At 33.9% G+C, this 15,629-nt stretch carries 14 protein-coding genes and 1 pseudogene; 10 read left to right on the plus strand and 5 right to left on the minus strand.

Annotated elements, in window-relative coordinates; translation table 11 throughout:
• Positions 1-126: 126 nt before the first annotated feature.
• From P5P90_RS10840 to P5P90_RS10850, 3 genes are read left to right on the plus strand one after another with little or no spacing between them, the layout of a single operon-like run.
• Positions 127-720: a HupE/UreJ family protein gene (locus tag P5P90_RS10840; RefSeq protein ID WP_278036514.1), complete on the plus strand. Its 594-nt coding sequence runs from the start codon at positions 127-129 to the stop codon at positions 718-720.
• Between the two features lie 4 nt (positions 721-724).
• Complete coding sequence (locus tag P5P90_RS10845; RefSeq protein WP_278034703.1) at positions 725-1,156, plus strand: deoxycytidylate deaminase; 432 nt, start codon at positions 725-727, stop codon at positions 1,154-1,156.
• Between the two features lies 1 nt (position 1,157).
• Complete coding sequence (locus P5P90_RS10850; RefSeq protein ID WP_278034704.1) at positions 1,158-2,732, plus strand: S41 family peptidase; 1,575 nt, start codon at positions 1,158-1,160, stop codon at positions 2,730-2,732.
• Between the two features lie 3 nt (positions 2,733-2,735).
• On the opposite strand, the gene P5P90_RS10855 is transcribed toward P5P90_RS10850, so the two are convergent.
• The 3 genes from P5P90_RS10855 to P5P90_RS10865 form a co-directional block, all read right to left on the minus strand.
• Positions 2,736-3,341, minus strand: coding sequence for an FAD-dependent oxidoreductase (locus tag P5P90_RS10855; protein WP_278034705.1), 606 nt, complete (start codon positions 3,339-3,341; stop codon positions 2,736-2,738).
• 4 nt (positions 3,342-3,345) lie between these two features.
• The gene (locus P5P90_RS10860; RefSeq protein WP_278034706.1) at positions 3,346-3,549 is read right to left on the minus strand and encodes a hypothetical protein; all 204 of its coding nucleotides are present in this window, start codon (positions 3,547-3,549) and stop codon (positions 3,346-3,348) included.
• A gap of 121 nt (positions 3,550-3,670) precedes the next feature.
• Positions 3,671-4,249: a MarC family protein gene (locus P5P90_RS10865; protein WP_278034707.1), complete on the minus strand. Its 579-nt coding sequence runs from the start codon at positions 4,247-4,249 to the stop codon at positions 3,671-3,673.
• Positions 4,250-4,452: 203 nt separating this feature from the next.
• On the opposite strand from P5P90_RS10865, the gene P5P90_RS10870 reads away from it, so the two are divergent.
• The 7 genes and pseudogenes from P5P90_RS10870 to P5P90_RS10900 all read left to right on the plus strand — a co-directional run bounded on the left by P5P90_RS10870 (position 4,453) and on the right by P5P90_RS10900 (position 12,707).
• The gene (locus P5P90_RS10870; protein ID WP_278034708.1) at positions 4,453-5,031 is read left to right on the plus strand and encodes a DUF3109 family protein; all 579 of its coding nucleotides are present in this window, start codon (positions 4,453-4,455) and stop codon (positions 5,029-5,031) included.
• A 253-nt stretch (positions 5,032-5,284) separates the two neighbouring features.
• Positions 5,285-6,274: a ribonucleotide-diphosphate reductase subunit beta gene (locus P5P90_RS10875; RefSeq protein ID WP_278034709.1), complete on the plus strand. Its 990-nt coding sequence runs from the start codon at positions 5,285-5,287 to the stop codon at positions 6,272-6,274.
• A gap of 181 nt (positions 6,275-6,455) precedes the next feature.
• On the plus strand, positions 6,456-8,846 hold the full coding sequence (locus tag P5P90_RS10880) for a ribonucleoside-diphosphate reductase subunit alpha (protein WP_278034710.1): 2,391 nt from the start codon (positions 6,456-6,458) through the stop codon (positions 8,844-8,846).
• A gap of 175 nt (positions 8,847-9,021) precedes the next feature.
• On the plus strand, positions 9,022-9,519 hold the full coding sequence (locus tag P5P90_RS10885; RefSeq protein WP_278034711.1) for an RDD family protein: 498 nt from the start codon (positions 9,022-9,024) through the stop codon (positions 9,517-9,519).
• 137 nt (positions 9,520-9,656) lie between these two features.
• Positions 9,657-10,831 (plus strand): annotated as a pseudogene (locus P5P90_RS10890) (IS3 family transposase).
• Positions 10,832-10,963: 132 nt separating this feature from the next.
• Positions 10,964-11,284, plus strand: coding sequence for an RDD family protein (locus P5P90_RS10895; protein ID WP_278034712.1), 321 nt, complete (start codon positions 10,964-10,966; stop codon positions 11,282-11,284).
• Between the two features lie 76 nt (positions 11,285-11,360).
• On the plus strand, positions 11,361-12,707 hold the full coding sequence (locus tag P5P90_RS10900) for a deoxyguanosinetriphosphate triphosphohydrolase (protein ID WP_278034713.1): 1,347 nt from the start codon (positions 11,361-11,363) through the stop codon (positions 12,705-12,707).
• A gap of 4 nt (positions 12,708-12,711) precedes the next feature.
• On the opposite strand, the gene P5P90_RS10905 is transcribed toward P5P90_RS10900, so the two are convergent.
• Entirely contained in the window at positions 12,712-13,785 is a 1,074-nt protein-coding gene (locus tag P5P90_RS10905; RefSeq protein WP_278034714.1) for a DUF3078 domain-containing protein, read from the minus strand.
• Between the two features lie 24 nt (positions 13,786-13,809).
• Positions 13,810-15,603 carry a 1-deoxy-D-xylulose-5-phosphate synthase gene (locus tag P5P90_RS10910; protein WP_278034715.1) on the minus strand — a complete coding sequence of 598 codons (1,794 nt, stop codon included), beginning with the start codon at positions 15,601-15,603 and terminating at the stop codon, positions 13,810-13,812.
• Positions 15,604-15,629 lie beyond the last annotated feature (26 nt).

A 15,629-nucleotide genomic window follows, 5' to 3' on the forward strand; every position in this document is an offset into this window, starting at 1 on the left:
TTTGAATATTATTTGAAGAGAAATTATATTTGGAATATAATTATTCACAAGGAATTGTTAGATTGAATTGAGGAGTTTCAAAATTAATCGTAAGTTTACATCCCTTATCAATTAATAATACCTATGATGTCCCAATTTTTAATCTACTTTCAGTTAGGATTAAAACATATTTTAAATATCTATTCCTACGACCATATTTTGTTTTTGATAGCCTTGTCTATTCCGCTTGCTTTTAAAGATTGGAAAAGAATATTGGCATTAGTTACTTCCTTTACAGTAGGACATACGGTGGCTTTGTTATTAACTTTGTATGGAATTATTACAGTGAAAGTTGCTGTTATTGAATTGTTAATTCCTATTACTATTTTGATTGTTGCTTTGTTTCATCTGTTTACTGCAGGCAAATCAGGGAAAAAGGAAAGTGTGAATTTGGTTTTCATAGTAACACTGTTTTTTGGAATAATTCATGGTTTAGGATTTACAAACCATTTTAGGAATATTCATAAAGAGGCATCGATGTCTAAATTTTTAGCAATATTGGAAACATCATTAGGAATTGAGGTGGCTCAATTAGTGGTTATCTTAGTTGTTTTAATTTTAGCTTATATTGTACAGACTGTTTTTAGATTTTCTAAAAGAGATTGGACTTTAGTGATGTCGGCATTCATTATTGGTGTAGTTTTACCAATAATTTTAGGTAATGAAATTTGGTTAAGATAGAATTATGGAACAAAAAAAATTAAACAAATACGATAAGGCTTATCTTCGTATAGCGAAGGAATGGGGGCAATTATCGTATTGCAAGCGCAAGCAAGTGGGGGCAATAATTGTAAAAGACCGAATGATTATTTCTGATGGTTATAATGGCACTCCAACAGGATTTGACAATTGTTGTGAAGATGAGGAAGGCTTAACAAGATGGGATGTTTTGCATGCCGAAGCAAATGCAATTCTTAAGGTAGCGCGTTCTACCCAATCCTGTGAAGGAGCAACTTTGTACATCACGCTTTCTCCTTGCAAAGAATGTAGTAAATTGATTCACCAATCAGGGATAAAAAGAGTGGTGTATCAAAATGGATATCGTGACGAATCAGGAATTGAATTTTTGAAAAAAGCGGGAGTTGTTGTCGATCATATCCCAGAATTAGAAGACTAAGGTGAAAATAAATTACAAATACATGCCAATTTACATTAGTATTATTCTTTCAGTAGGAATACTAATAGGTGTGTTTTTGGGTTTTTCGATTCAACGTCAATCGTTGAATTCAAATGATTCTAAAGCGAAACTAAATAAGTTAATAGACTTTATAGAAAACGAATATGTCGATGAATTAAATACCGACTCGATTGTAAACAAAACAGTCGATAATATTTTGGCTCAACTAGATCCGCATTCTGTTTATATCCCAGCAAGCGAACAAAAAGAAGTTGCCGAAAATATGAAAGGTGATTTTGTTGGTATTGGTGTTCGTTTTATTCTTTTTAAAGATACGGTTGCTGTGATTGAACCTATTGAAAATGGTCCTTCGGCTAATGCTGGAATCAAACCAGGTGACCGAATTTTATATGCCGATGGCTTGAAATTGTTTGGGCGGAAATTACCAACAGATTCTTTGTTCTCAAAATTTAAAGGGGAGGAAGGTTCTCAGGTGGTGTTAACAGTGTATCGAAAATCAGAAAAAAGAAAAATTAATTTTAGGATAAGAAGAGGAATTATTCCTCTTAAAAGTGTCGATGCAGCATTAATGTTGAATCCTACGACCGCCTATATTAAAATCAATCGTTTTGCCGAAACCACTTACGAGGAATTCAAAGTTGCTTTAGTTCGTTTAAAAAAACAAGGTGCTCAATCGCTTGTTATTGATTTGAGGGACAACGGTGGTGGTTATTTGGAAGAGGCGGTTGAAATTGCAGATGAGTTGTTGCCTAATCAAAAGTTAATTTTGTTTACCAAAAATAAAAATGGTAAAATCGATAAGACTTATGCTACTGAACGAGGAGATTTTGAAAGCGGGAATTTATTTGTTTTAATCAATGAAAATTCAGCTTCGGCTAGTGAAATTTTGGCTGGCGCGGTTCAGGATAATGATAGGGGAACTATTGTAGGGCGCCGATCTTTTGGTAAAGGTCTCGTACAACGTGAAATGAATTTTGATGATGGTTCGGCTGTACGATTAACAGTGGCGCGCTATTACACACCAACAGGTAGATCGATTCAAAAACCTTATAAAAAAGGGCAAGAATACTATTTTAGGGAGTCGGAAATGCGTTATAAAAATGGCGAGTTATACGATAAAGAGTGTATAGAAGTTGCTGATAGTTTGAAATATAAAACACCTAAAGGAAAAATAGTTTATGGTGGAGGCGGAATTGTCCCAGATGTTTTTGTGCCACTTGAATTTGAAAACGCCGATGAAGCAACTGTTTATTTGTTGGAAACTGGAGTTGTAGGTAATTTTGTTTTTGAACAATTAGATGAAAAAAGAACTGCTTTTAATGGGCTTTCATTGGATCAGTTTTTGAAGAACATGAATACAACTGATGCGTATTTTGTTTTGTTTGATCGCTTTTTGAGCAAACATATTCCTGGTATTCAGTTGGCAAAAGCCAAAGCGCTTGTAAAACGACATATCAATGCCGAATTTGCCAAACAATTGTATGGTGAAAAAGTTTATTATGACATCCTTTTAAAGGACGATTTAATGATAAATAAAGTGTTGAATAAAAAATAGTTTTTATCGAATACTATCGTGGGCGTGTGTTTGTGTGCCATTATTCCATAAAGTAAGAATATCTGTGGCTACTGCAGCGCCACTTCCGGCAGCAATTGCTAGTTGACTTCTCCATCCTGCCAAAGTTCCAATGACATAGATGCCATCAGTAACTAAATGGTCGTTGTTTTTTAATTGAATTCGTTGTTTTTCAGGAACTGCTTTTTGATGCGGAATCACATATTGCATTAATCCTTCAATAGCAAATGTATTAGCAGAGCCTATTCCTATTACAATTGCTTTAGTTTGGTAACTGTTTTTATTGGTAACAACCGTAAAGTTAGCTGCTTCTCCTTCAATGCGAAGTACTTTTTCGTTATGAATTTGAGTAATATGAGGATAGCATTGGTTGAGATGCTCAATACTTTCTGTTAATAATTCTGATCCAAGTTTGCCAGCAGGAATTCCGTATGCATTGTTAAACAAAGCATCTTGCAAAGAGGAAGATTTTTGATGAGAAAAAATACCAATTTTTTTATCGGATACAAAACTCTTGTTTTTGGCAGAGCCAAGCACTAAAGCGCATGACATCCCTGATACTCCACCACCAATGATTAAAACGTCAAACATAAAACTATTGTTTGTCGTTCATTTTGTCTTCTATTTTTTTAGACATTCTAAAAATAATTAGAATTAAGATGGCACAACAAGAAGCGGCTATTCCAATAAAAGCTACAGCGTTGTCTTCTTTAAAAAGATTGTTGAAATCTAATTGAGTGATATTGAAAATGACAAGTGCTGAAGCAACAAACACTAATATGTTAGTAAAAATTTTCATGACATTTATATTGGCTTGTAACTCAAGAAGTCGATTAAAAACAAGAAGTTTTATTTGTTTAGTCGAACTCAAAAATTACTGTTACAAGCTAAATTATGGGGCTAAATTAAAAAAAAATAATTTATAAGAACAGACCTTTAACATTAGCAGCAAATAATTTAACAGCTATGGCCAAAAGTACTACTCCAAATGCTTTGCGTATAACCCCAAGTCCATCTTTTCCTAATAATTTTTCAATTTTTGAGGATGATTTTAATACAATATAAACTAAACAAATGTTTAATAGAATGGCAATTACAATGTTTATCGTGTGGAACTGAGAGCGTAAAGAAAGTAAGGTAGTCATAGTTCCTGCTCCTGCTATTAATGGAAAAGCTAAAGGGACAATTGAGGCAGAACTCGCTTCTTCGTCGCGGTATATTCGAATACCCAGAATCATTTCTAAAGCAATAAAAAATAATACAAATGAACCCGCTACTGCAAACGAATGCACATCTATACCTATGATTTTCAGGAAATCTTCTCCAATGAATAGAAAGGCTACCATGATAAATCCAGCAACTATTGATGCTTTTTCAGATTCGATATGGCCGTGTTTTTTTCTAAGGTCTACAATAATAGGTATAGAACCAACAATATCTATAACCGCAAAAAGGACCATTCCAACGGTGATAATTTCTTTAAGATCAAATAAGGACATGTTTTTTGTTTTTTTGTACAAAGGAACACTTTGTAGACTATATTAACATTGATACAATATCATTTTTTTATTAAAAGTATAATTATTTTTTGAGATACTCAATAATTGTCTTTTAATCTTGTTTGCATCAGCCGAATTATCTTTCTTTTCTTAGTGTTAGATTGACTACCTTTGTGGCTTATAATAGTAGCGTTTCAAAAATTATGTTTCAACTAGGAAAAACAATCGTTTCAGAGGATATTTTAGAAAAGGAATTTGTGTGTAATTTATCGGCATGTCATGGGGCTTGTTGTATAGATGGAGATGCGGGTGCGCCCTTAAATGAAGAAGAAACTAAAATTTTAGAAGAGATATATCCAAAAGTGAAACCTTTTTTGCGAAAAGAAGGTATTGAAGCTATTGAGGCACAGGGAACATGGGTAAAAGGAACCGATGGTGATCTAGAAACCACTTTAATAGATAATAAGGATTGTGCTTATGTTATTTTTGATGGTAAAACCGCGCTTTGTGGTATTGAACAAGCCTATAATCAAGGGATAGTAGATTGGAAAAAACCCGTTTCTTGTCATTTGTATCCGGTGAGAGTGAAAGATTTTACAGAGTTTGCGGCGGTGAATTATGACAAATGGGATATTTGCGATGATGCCTGTACTTTGGGCAAAGAATTAGAAGTTCCAGTGTATAAATTCGTCAAGGAAGCATTAATTAGAAGATTTGGCGAAGACTGGTATTTAGAGCTTGAAGAAGTGGCTCGAGAGTGGAAAAAAGTGAAGTCAAAATAAACTATTTTTTTCTTGTTTTCTATTTTATAAATTCTATATTTTACCCAGTGTTTACAATGTTTTCGAATTTTTAAACTACTGATATTTAATGGTTTATTTTTTTATAAAGAATTAGAGGTCTTTTCTGTCTTTGTTAAAAACTAGGGGTTATTGTGAATAAGTTTGGCTTTTAATTGCGGCAATATTTCACAATCTTTGTAATGCTTCAAAAAGCAAAAAACTATCCTTAAATCTCATTAAAAATAGAATTACAATGTCGCAAGTTGAACCAATTTTACAAGAGAATAAAAATCGTTTCGTAATATTTCCTATTAAGCACCATGATATCTGGGAATGGTATAAAAAAATGGAAGCTAGTTTTTGGACGGCTGAAGAAATTGATTTGTCTCAAGACTTACACGATTGGAACAATAAATTAAATTCAGACGAAAAATATTTCATCAAACATATTTTAGCGTTTTTTGCTGCTTCGGATGGTATTGTTAATGAAAATTTAGCGGAGAACTTTGTAAATGAAGTACAGTATGCTGAAGCAAAATTCTTTTACGGCTTCCAAATTATGATGGAAAACATTCATAGCGAAACCTATTCGCTTTTGATTGATACTTATGTAAAAGACGAAAAGGAAAAAGATGAATTGTTCAATGCACTTGATGTTTTTCCAGCTATTAGAAAAAAAGCAGATTGGGCTTTAAAATGGATTGAGTCGGATTCTTTTGCTGAAAGATTAATTGCATTTGCTGCAGTTGAAGGGATTTTCTTCTCAGGAGCTTTCTGTTCTATTTATTGGTTGAAAAAACGTGGTTTAATGCCGGGATTGACTTTCTCTAACGAGTTGATTTCTCGTGATGAAGGAGTTCACTGTGATTTTGCAGTACACTTACATAACCACCACTTGGTGAATAAAGTTCCTAAAGAAAGAATCAAAGAAATCATTGTTAATGCATTAGATATCGAAAGAGAGTTTATCACTGAGTCGCTTCCGGTAAGTTTGATTGGGATGAATGCTAATTTGATGACTCAATATTTAGAGTTTGTTACGGATAGATTATTGGTGGAATTAGGATGCGAAAGAGTATATAATACTGCTAATCCATTCGATTTTATGGATATGATTTCGTTACAAGGAAAAACAAACTTCTTCGAGAAAAAAGTGTCTGAATATCAAAAAGCTGGAGTTTTAAATAGTGGGAAAGCTAATGATTCGGATGCTCAGGAAATTTCATTCGACGCCGATTTTTAATTTATAAAAATATTTTCTTCTTTTTTCTGGGTGTTTTTAGCCCAGATAGAAGTGAAAATCCTTTTTATCTTTTTTTTGAGATAAAAAGATTGCAACGGATAGCTGGAAACAGCTCCAAAAAACGATTACAAATAACCCAAAGCAGAGAAGGGATTTTCTGTTTTATTAAAAACTAAAACTTATGTACGTAGTAAAAAGAAACGGCCAGAAAGAGCCAGTAATGTTCGACAAAATCACAGAAAGAATTAAAAAACTTTGCTATGGTTTAAATGATTTAGTGGATGCCGTAAAAGTGGCCATGCGCGTGATTGAAGGATTATATGATGGAGTTTCTACGTCAGAGTTAGATAATTTGGCAGCCGAGACCGCGGCTTCGATGACAATTGCGCATCCAGATTATGCTTTATTGGCAGCAAGAATTGCGATTTCAAACTTACATTCGAATACTAAAAAGTCATTCTCAGAAACTATGACTGAAATGTATCATTATGTAAATCCAAGAAATGGACAAAAAGCGCCTTTAATTTCAGATGAGGTTTTTAAGGTTATTCAAGAAAATTCAGCTTTTTTAGATTCTCATATTATTTACAATAGAGATTTTAATTATGATTATTTTGGTTTCAAAACATTAGAGCGTTCTTATTTGTTGAAAATAAACGGAAAAATTGTTGAAAGACCACAACATATGTTAATGCGTGTTGCTGTAGGTATTCATTTAGATGATTTACAGGCGGTTTTAGAAACCTATGACTTAATGTCTAAAAAGTTCTTTACACACGCTACTCCAACATTATTTAATGCGGGTACTCCAAAACCTCAAATGTCTTCTTGCTTCCTTTTAGCAATGCAAGATGATAGTATTGATGGAATTTATGATACCTTAAAGCAAACTGCTAAAATCTCGCAATCAGCGGGAGGAATCGGGCTTTCTATTCATAACGTTCGTGCTACAGGTTCTTATATTCGTGGTACAAATGGTACTTCTAACGGAATTGTTCCAATGTTGAGAGTATTTAACGATACTGCTCGTTATGTAGATCAAGGAGGAGGAAAACGTAAAGGTAGTTTTGCTATTTATATCGAAACTTGGCATGCGGATATTTTCGAATTCTTGGATTTGAAAAAGAATACCGGAAAAGAAGAAATGCGTGCAAGAGATTTATTCTTCGCTATGTGGACTTCTGATTTATTCATGAAACGTGTGCAAGAGGATGGACAATGGACGTTGATGTGTCCTAACGAATGTCCTGGTTTGTATGATGTATATGGCGAAGAATTTGAAGCTATGTATACAAATTATGAAAACCAAGGAAAAGGAAGAAAAACAATCAGAGCTCGTGAATTATGGGAGAAAATCCTTGAATCACAAATCGAGACTGGTACTCCATACATGTTGTATAAAGATGCGGTAAACCGTAAATCAAATCAAAAGAACTTAGGGACTATTCGTTCTTCTAACTTGTGTACGGAGATTATGGAGTACACTTCTAAAGATGAAATTGCGGTTTGTAACTTGGCTTCTCTTTCGTTACCAATGTTTGTTGAAAACGGAGAATTCAATCACGAAGCATTATACAATGTTACAAAACGTGTAACTAGAAACTTAAACAAGGTAATTGACAGAAACTATTATCCGGTTCCAGAGGCAGAAAATTCAAATCTACGTCACCGTCCAGTAGGATTAGGTGTGCAAGGTTTAGCAGATGCCTTCATCATGTTGCGTATGCCATTTACCAGTGATGCTGCTAAGAAATTAAATCAGGAGATTTTCGAAACATTATACTTCGCTGCGGTTACTGCTTCTATGGAAATGGCTAAAGAAGAAGGACCATATTCAACTTATGAAGGATCTCCAATTTCTCAGGGAGAATTCCAACACAATTTGTGGGGATTAAAAGACGAAGAATTATCAGGTCGTTGGGATTGGGCTTCATTAAGAAAAGAAGTAATGGAGCACGGTGTTCGTAACTCTTTATTAGTAGCTCCAATGCCTACTGCTTCTACTTCACAAATCTTAGGAAACAACGAAGCATTCGAACCATATACTTCTAATATTTATACACGTCGTGTATTATCAGGAGAGTTTATCGTAGTAAACAAACATTTATTGAATGATTTAGTAGAGCGTGGATTGTGGAACGAAAGTTTGAAACAAGAAATTATGCGTCATAATGGTTCGGTACAAAATATCGATATCATTCCTCAAGACTTAAAAGACTTGTATAAAACCGTTTGGGAAATGTCAATGAAAGATATTATTGATATGTCTCGTCAAAGAGGATATTTTATTGACCAATCGCAATCATTGAACTTGTTCATGCAAGATGCTAATTATGCAAAATTAACGTCGATGCATTTCTATGCTTGGCAATCTGGATTGAAAACAGGTATGTATTATTTAAGAACAAAATCGGCAGTTGATGCGATTAAGTTTACTTTGAATAATGATAAAAAGGAACAACCAGTTGCCAAAGAAATAAAAACAGAATCTATTGATATTAATGAATACAAAGCAATGATTCTGCAAGCTCAGGCAGGTGGTCCAGAAGATTGTGAAATGTGTGGATCTTAATAACGTTTATTATTAATTCATAATAATTACAAAAACAGCCATCAAATGATGGCTGTTTTTTTATTGGTGATAATCAAATATTTAAATCTTATTTAGTTTATTTTTTGCTGATAATTTACTATATTTGAGTAGGTTATATTGTTTTCGGTTTCTTTTAATACTAAATATTCTAGTCATGAAAACGGAAGAATTTACAATAACAAACGATTTGCGAGCCACTCAATTTCAGCGATTTCTTAATCTTTGCATCGATTTAATGTTTATTTATATCATTGTGCTAAGTCTAGGAACCACCATCATTTTAGTTGCTTTATCAGCTAATCATTTTGAACTTTCAAATTGGGTAGATAATCTTAGTATTTTAGAAGTAAGTTTTTATTCTGTACTTGTTGCTTTTTTATACTATTATAGTACCGAGGTCTATTTTTCAAGAACTATAGCCAAGTTAATTACGCATACTATTGTTGTGAATAGTGATGGTTCTAAGCCTTCCAAAAAACGTATTTTTATTAGAAGCTGCTGTCGTTTTAATCCTTTTGAAGCATTTAGTTTTTTAAAAGAAAATCCAAGAGGCTGGCACGATGCTATGTCGGAAACCTATGTGGTGAAAAAACGTAAATTGAATAAAGTACTTAAACACAATACTGCCTATGCCGATGTGCTTAAAGCATGATTGTATTGTATTAAATTTTGTTTAAGTCCAAATCCTAACTTATTGTTTTCTCTCGCCTATTTGCTGCCTCCACATGGCGTATGGACGTGCTAACTTAGCCATCACATAAAGTTAAGAAATAATCTTAATTTTAACCTATGAAACAAGTCCTCAAAATTTATGACAAAGCTTTTAAAGAAAAAGCCGTTCAATTGAGTTATGAGAGAACAAATGTATCAGAACTCGCCAGAGAGTTGGGAATCACAGCACCACAGTTGTATAAATGGCGTAAAGAGTTCGAGGAATTTGGAGAAGGAAGTTTTCCTGGGAAAGGAAATTTAAAACTCACTCCCGAGCAAGAAAAAATTCACGAACTAGAGAAAAGACTCAAAGATGCCGAGTTAGAACGTGATATATTAAAAAAAGCAATCGGCATTTTTTCCAAGAGCGGTCGATGATTTATAGTTTCATAAAAAGCAATGAACAACTATTCCCGATCGAAAAAATGTGCAAAGTTCTAAAAGTGAGCAGCGGAAGTTATTACCGATGGAAAAAACAAGCAGTCACAGCAAGACAACAACTAAAAATTGCCATAAAAGAACAGATAACATTGATTTATTTTGGAGCCAAACAAAGATATGGAAGTCCTAGAATAACATTGTAACTGCAGTATTTAGGTTATAAAGTTTCACGAATTACAGTTGCAAAATATATGAAAGAACTTGGCTTACGAAGCAAATTAAGCAAGAAGTTCAAAGTTACAACCAACTCAAATCATAATTATTTAGTTGTCGAAAATGTATTAAACAGAGAGTTTATTGTAAAAATGCCTTCAAAAGTTTGGGTTTCGGATATTACATATATCCAAACTAAAGAGGGTTTTGTATACCTGACCACTATTATGGATTTATACGACAGAAAAATTATCGGTTGGAGTTTGAGTGACGGAATGAGTACAGAAGAAACTACGCTTGGAGCTTGGAAAATGGTGGTTAAAAACCGAGATATTGATCAAGGTTTGATTTTTCATTCTGACAGAGGTGTTCAATATGCCAGTAAAAAGTTTGTAAATGTTCTTGATTCCTATAAAAAAATAACCCGCAGTATGAGTCGTAAAGGAAATTGCTGGGATAATGCTGTGGCGGAAAGCTTCTTCAAATCTTTGAAAACGGAATTAATTTATGGGAACAAACTGATTTCTAAAGAACAGATGAAACTGGAAATCTTTGAATATATTGAAATTTGGTACAACAGAAAAAGGAGACATTCCACTTTGAATTATGCAACTATTGAAGAATTTAACAATCAAATTAATTACAAAAATGTAGCTTAACTTAATGTGCCGTTTTTGTTTGCATATCCAAAACAGATTAGAGTTGTAAATTGGATTATTGATTTAATGATAATTCGTTTTATTGTTTATTTAGTGTTGATTTTTAGTAATTCTTCAGTATTTTCAAATTGAATGAAATCATTTGATATGATTGAACGTTATTTTTTCTGGAGTATTATCATTTTTATGTATTATGGAATTACAGAAATTTTTCTTTCTCGTTCTCTAGCTAAATATTTTACAAAGACAATTGTTGTTATGGAAGATGGTTCAAAACCAGATGTAATGACTGTTTTAATTCGAAGTTTGGTACTTATTTTTCCATTTGAGCCTTTTAGCTTTTTAAGAGGGCGCAGTATGGGATTGCATGATCAATATTCTAAAACTTTTGTTGTGTTGAAATCTAAGTTGGATCAACAAATAAAAGAATATCATGAATTAGAATCTTTATAACAAGTCCTAAAATAAAATGTATTTTTGGTTTTTTGAATCATAAATTATATTTCGTTAATCTTCAATCAAAAATCAAATGAACTGGGAACAACTTTTATCTTTAAAACGACAAGGCGATACAAGCAAGCGATTACGAATTGAGCAGGATGATACCCGTTTAGGATTTGAAGTAGATTATGATCGAATTATTTTTTCGGCTGCTTTTAGGAGTTTGCAAGATAAAACGCAGGTAATTCCACTTTCTAAAACCGATTTTGTGCACACGCGATTGACACATAGTTTGGAGGTTTCGGTAGTGGGGCGTTCATTAGGACGTTTGGTAGGAAAAAAAATTATCGAAAAGTATCCGTATTTAAAAGAGATTCATGGGTTTCATATGAATGATTTTGGGGCAATTGTGGCTGCAGCTTCGCTAGCACATGATATTGGGAATCCGCCTTTTGGCCATTCAGGAGAAAAAGCAATTGGTGAATATTTTTCTAAAGGTGCAGGCCAGAAATACAAAGAATATTTAACTCCAAAACAATGGCAGGATTTAATCGATTTTGAAGGTAATGCCAATGGCTTTTCGGTGATGACTTCCAGTCGTCCGGGAATTGAAGGTGGTTTGCGTATTTCGTATGCGACTTTAGGTGCTTTTATGAAGTATCCAAAAGAGAGTTTGCCAAAAAAACCAACTCGAAATATAGCGGATAAAAAATATGGATTCTTTCAGGCTGATAAAGCTTTTTTTCAGGAAGCAGCAAAAGATATGGGCTTAATCCCAAATAAATCCGGAGAGGATATCGGTTTTGAAAGACATCCGTTGGCTTATTTAGTTGAAGCGGCCGATGATATTTGTTATACCATTATTGATTTTGAAGACGGAATCAACTTAGGGCTGGTTTCTGAGGATTTCGCCTTAGAATATTTAATCAAATTGGTGAAAGACAATATTGATACGGCCAAATATAAAACCTTAGTTACTAAAGAAGATCGTATCAGTTATTTGCGAGCTTTAGCAATAAGTAGTTTAATTAATGATGCGGTAAAAGTATTTATCGCCAATGAAGAAGCAATTTTGCAGGGGAAATTTCCTTTTGCCTTAATGGATAAAAGTAAATACAAAGCACAAATGGATGATATCATCAAAATTAGCATCGATAATATTTACCAAAGCCGAGAGGTAATTGAAAAGGAATTAGTGGGCTACCAAATTATTCAAACACTGCTTGATAAATTTATTACCGCTTATGATAATAAATTCAATGGTACGGATTCTAATTACGACAAATTAATCCTTAAGTTATTACCTGAAAAACACCATTTAGAAAAAGAAAGTTTGTACGACCGTTTATTGCATATCTGTCATTATGTTTCTTTGCTTACTGATGGTAATGCTCTGGAAATATATGAAACTATTAATGGTCGAAAAAAACGATAATAGTTTAAAAAGCATAGGTAAGTCCAACACCCAGAACTTGTTTGATTTGGGTTTTTGGACCTTCGGTAACTGTTGCTCCTGCAACTTCTGTTTTGTTTTTAATATCGTCGTCATAAATTATTCGGGCTCCAATGTTGGCTCTAACATATTGGTTTACCACTAAATTTAGGGCTAAGTCGCAGTCAACATCAACGTTTCCAAATTTATTGAGATAATCCGAATAAAGACTCAGACTATTAACAAAGACAACGTTTTTAGAGATTTCTTTTTTGTATTGGTTTGTTAATAATACACCAAGTTCGTTTTTAGCTCTTCTTCCCTCTGTGATTATATTTCCTTCCGAATCATAGATGGCTTTTTCAACCCCAAATGCTCCTTTGTTAGCTAAGGTCTGATCCCAAACAAAAGTCGCTTTATAGGTAAATGGTGAAAAATATACCACATGACTTTTGGTTTTTGTGCTATACTCGGCTCCAGTTCCTAGAAACATATAGGCTGGGGCAAAAAGTCTAGAAATTGGGTTTTGTTTGTCTGGGTAACGGTATCCATTGGTAAACTGTGTGTTGAAATTCAATTTAGCCGAATGAAACCAGTTGCTTTCTTTGTCTTTACGATAACCAAAAGTAGAGTTCAAACGAAAAGCATCATCCGTTTTACGAATTTCAATTCCGTCCTGTTTATTCATACCGTATCGAACACTAAGTTCGTTAACCCATTTAACTAACTTATTTTCATAGGTTCTGTTAAAGTCTCCTTTTAATAATCCTGATACCGAGTTGGTTCCCCCAGCACTCCAGTTTACAAAGGCAATTTCAGAAATATCAAATCCAAGTACGCTTTTTTTAGACCAATGAGAAGGAGGTGCTTTGATAATGGTCACAGGAGCTACATAACGGGCTAGTGAGAATTTTAAAGGTTCTGGTTTAGGTTTTCTATAAAAATTATCGTTTAAAACTGGAAGGATAATTTTTTTGAGTGTATCGTTAGTGCTTTCTTGGGGAGTTTCTTGTGCAACAACGGAAGTAAACGACAGGAATAAAGTACCAATTATAAGCAAGAAGTGATGTCGTATTTTCATTATCAAATTCGAATTTTAGTTTTGTTAAATACTTTCTATATAACTTAAAAAAACTGATTTTAGTGTTTTTACGTCAATTCCACAATGTTGCTGTAGCTGATTGATACTTCCTTGTTCTATAAAATGGTCAGGAATTCCTAGTGTTTGTACCTTTGTTAGGTAATTGTTTTTAGCTGCAAATTCTAGAATTTCACTTCCAAACCCACCAATAATTGTGCCATCTTCAATGGTGATGATGTTTTTAAATGTTTTGAAAATGGAATGCAATGTTTTGTCATCCAATGGTTTTACAAATGCAAAGTCGTAATGTGCCATTTCGCTTGGGTTGTTTATCTCATCTAATGCTTGGATTACATTGTTTCCTATCGTTCCATTTGATAAAATGGCGAGTTTAGTTCCTTCTTTCAGGCAATTGGCTTTCCCGATACTAATAGTTTGATAGTTTCCGAAATAGTTTTCTTTCCAGTTTGTTAGCATTCCTCTTCCCCTTGGGTAGCGAATAGCAATTGGGTGATGTAATTCTAATTGTGTAGTATATAAAATGTTTTGTAAAGCGATTTCGTTAAGGGGAGCGTAAATTATTAGATTAGGGATGCAACGTAAATATGCAATATCAAATACGCCATGATGAGTTGCTCCATCTTCTCCAACTAATCCTGCTCTGTCCAGACAAAAAATTACAGGAAGGTTTTGTAAAGCCACATCGTGAATGACTTGATCATACGCTCTTTGTAAAAAAGTGGAGTAGATATTGCAATATACAGTTAAACCTTGTGTAGCCATACCAGCGGCTAAAGTTACTGCGTGTTGCTCGGCAATTCCTACGTCAAAAGCTCTTTCAGGGATGGCGTCCATCATGAATTTTAGCGAACTTCCAGTAGGCATTGCGGGAGTGATGCCCACAATTTTTTGGTTTTTTTGCGCTAAATCTAATAGGGTTAACCCAAAAACATCCTGATATTTTGGAGGAAGATTTTCTTCTTGTTTCGGAATAATTTCCCCAGTGATTGGGTCAAATTTTCCTGGCGCATGGTATTGCACCTGATTTTCTTCAGCCTGCTGTAATCCTTTTCCCTTTGTGGTAATTACGTGAAGAAATTTAGGTCCTTTTACTTTTTGTAATCGCTTTAATTCTTTTATAACGGCAAAAATATCATTGCCATCAATAGGTCCTGAATAATTAAAATTCAGGGATTTAATCATATTGTTTTGCCTCGGGTTTTTGCCTTCTTTTACCGCAGTCAGGTATTTTTTTAGCGCTCCCACGCTTGGGTCAATCCCGATGGCGTTATCATTAAGGATAACTAATAAATTAGCATTGGTTACTCCGGCATGATTTAATCCTTCAAATGCCATCCCTGATGCAATAGAAGCATCCCCAATTACTGCAATATGCTGTTTGTTGAAATCACCATTTAAATTGGATGCAATTGCCATTCCTAATGCTGCCGAAATAGAAGTAGAAGAGTGGCCTACGCCAAAAGCATCGTATTCGCTTTCGCTTCTTTTGGGGAAACCAGAAATTCCATTTAATTGTCGGTTGGTGTGAAAAATATCTTTTCTACCAGTTAAGATTTTATGTCCATAGGCCTGATGTCCTACGTCCCAAATTAATAGATCATTGGGAGTCTTGAATACATAATGCAAAGCAATGGTTAATTCGATTACACCTAAACTGGCACCTAAATGGCCTTCTTTAACCGAAACAATATCAATAATAAAGTCGCGTAATTCCTGCGCTAGCTGTGGAAGTTGGGCTTCGTCAAGTAAGCGTAAATCAGACGGGTTGTTTATGTTTGAAAGTAAATTTTTCAGCATAGTGCAAATGTACGAATTGAATACAG

Origin of the sequence: Flavobacterium nitratireducens (assembly GCF_029625335.1) — a bacterium.
GTDB lineage: Bacteria > Bacteroidota > Bacteroidia > Flavobacteriales > Flavobacteriaceae > Flavobacterium > Flavobacterium nitratireducens.

What these genes read in the sequence shown, in the direction of transcription:
- P5P90_RS10885 (WP_278034711.1), top strand. Translation starts at nt 9,022, where the DNA reads ATGAAAACGGAAGAATTTACAATAACAAACGATTTGCGAGCCACTCAA.
- P5P90_RS10880 (WP_278034710.1), top strand. Translation starts at nt 6,456, where the DNA reads ATGTACGTAGTAAAAAGAAACGGCCAGAAAGAGCCAGTAATGTTCGAC.
- P5P90_RS10840 (WP_278036514.1), top strand. Translation starts at nt 127, where the DNA reads ATGTCCCAATTTTTAATCTACTTTCAGTTAGGATTAAAACATATTTTA.
- P5P90_RS10895 (WP_278034712.1), top strand. Translation starts at nt 10,964, where the DNA reads ATGAAATCATTTGATATGATTGAACGTTATTTTTTCTGGAGTATTATC.
- P5P90_RS10865 (WP_278034707.1), bottom strand. Translation starts at nt 4,249, where the DNA reads ATGTCCTTATTTGATCTTAAAGAAATTATCACCGTTGGAATGGTCCTT.
- P5P90_RS10905 (WP_278034714.1), bottom strand. Translation starts at nt 13,785, where the DNA reads ATGAAAATACGACATCACTTCTTGCTTATAATTGGTACTTTATTCCTG.
- P5P90_RS10900 (WP_278034713.1), top strand. Translation starts at nt 11,361, where the DNA reads ATGAACTGGGAACAACTTTTATCTTTAAAACGACAAGGCGATACAAGC.
- P5P90_RS10875 (WP_278034709.1), top strand. Translation starts at nt 5,285, where the DNA reads ATGTCGCAAGTTGAACCAATTTTACAAGAGAATAAAAATCGTTTCGTA.
- P5P90_RS10845 (WP_278034703.1), top strand. Translation starts at nt 725, where the DNA reads ATGGAACAAAAAAAATTAAACAAATACGATAAGGCTTATCTTCGTATA.
- P5P90_RS10910 (WP_278034715.1), bottom strand. Translation starts at nt 15,603, where the DNA reads ATGCTGAAAAATTTACTTTCAAACATAAACAACCCGTCTGATTTACGC.
- P5P90_RS10855 (WP_278034705.1), bottom strand. Translation starts at nt 3,341, where the DNA reads ATGTTTGACGTTTTAATCATTGGTGGTGGAGTATCAGGGATGTCATGC.
- P5P90_RS10870 (WP_278034708.1), top strand. Translation starts at nt 4,453, where the DNA reads ATGTTTCAACTAGGAAAAACAATCGTTTCAGAGGATATTTTAGAAAAG.
- P5P90_RS10860 (WP_278034706.1), bottom strand. Translation starts at nt 3,549, where the DNA reads ATGAAAATTTTTACTAACATATTAGTGTTTGTTGCTTCAGCACTTGTC.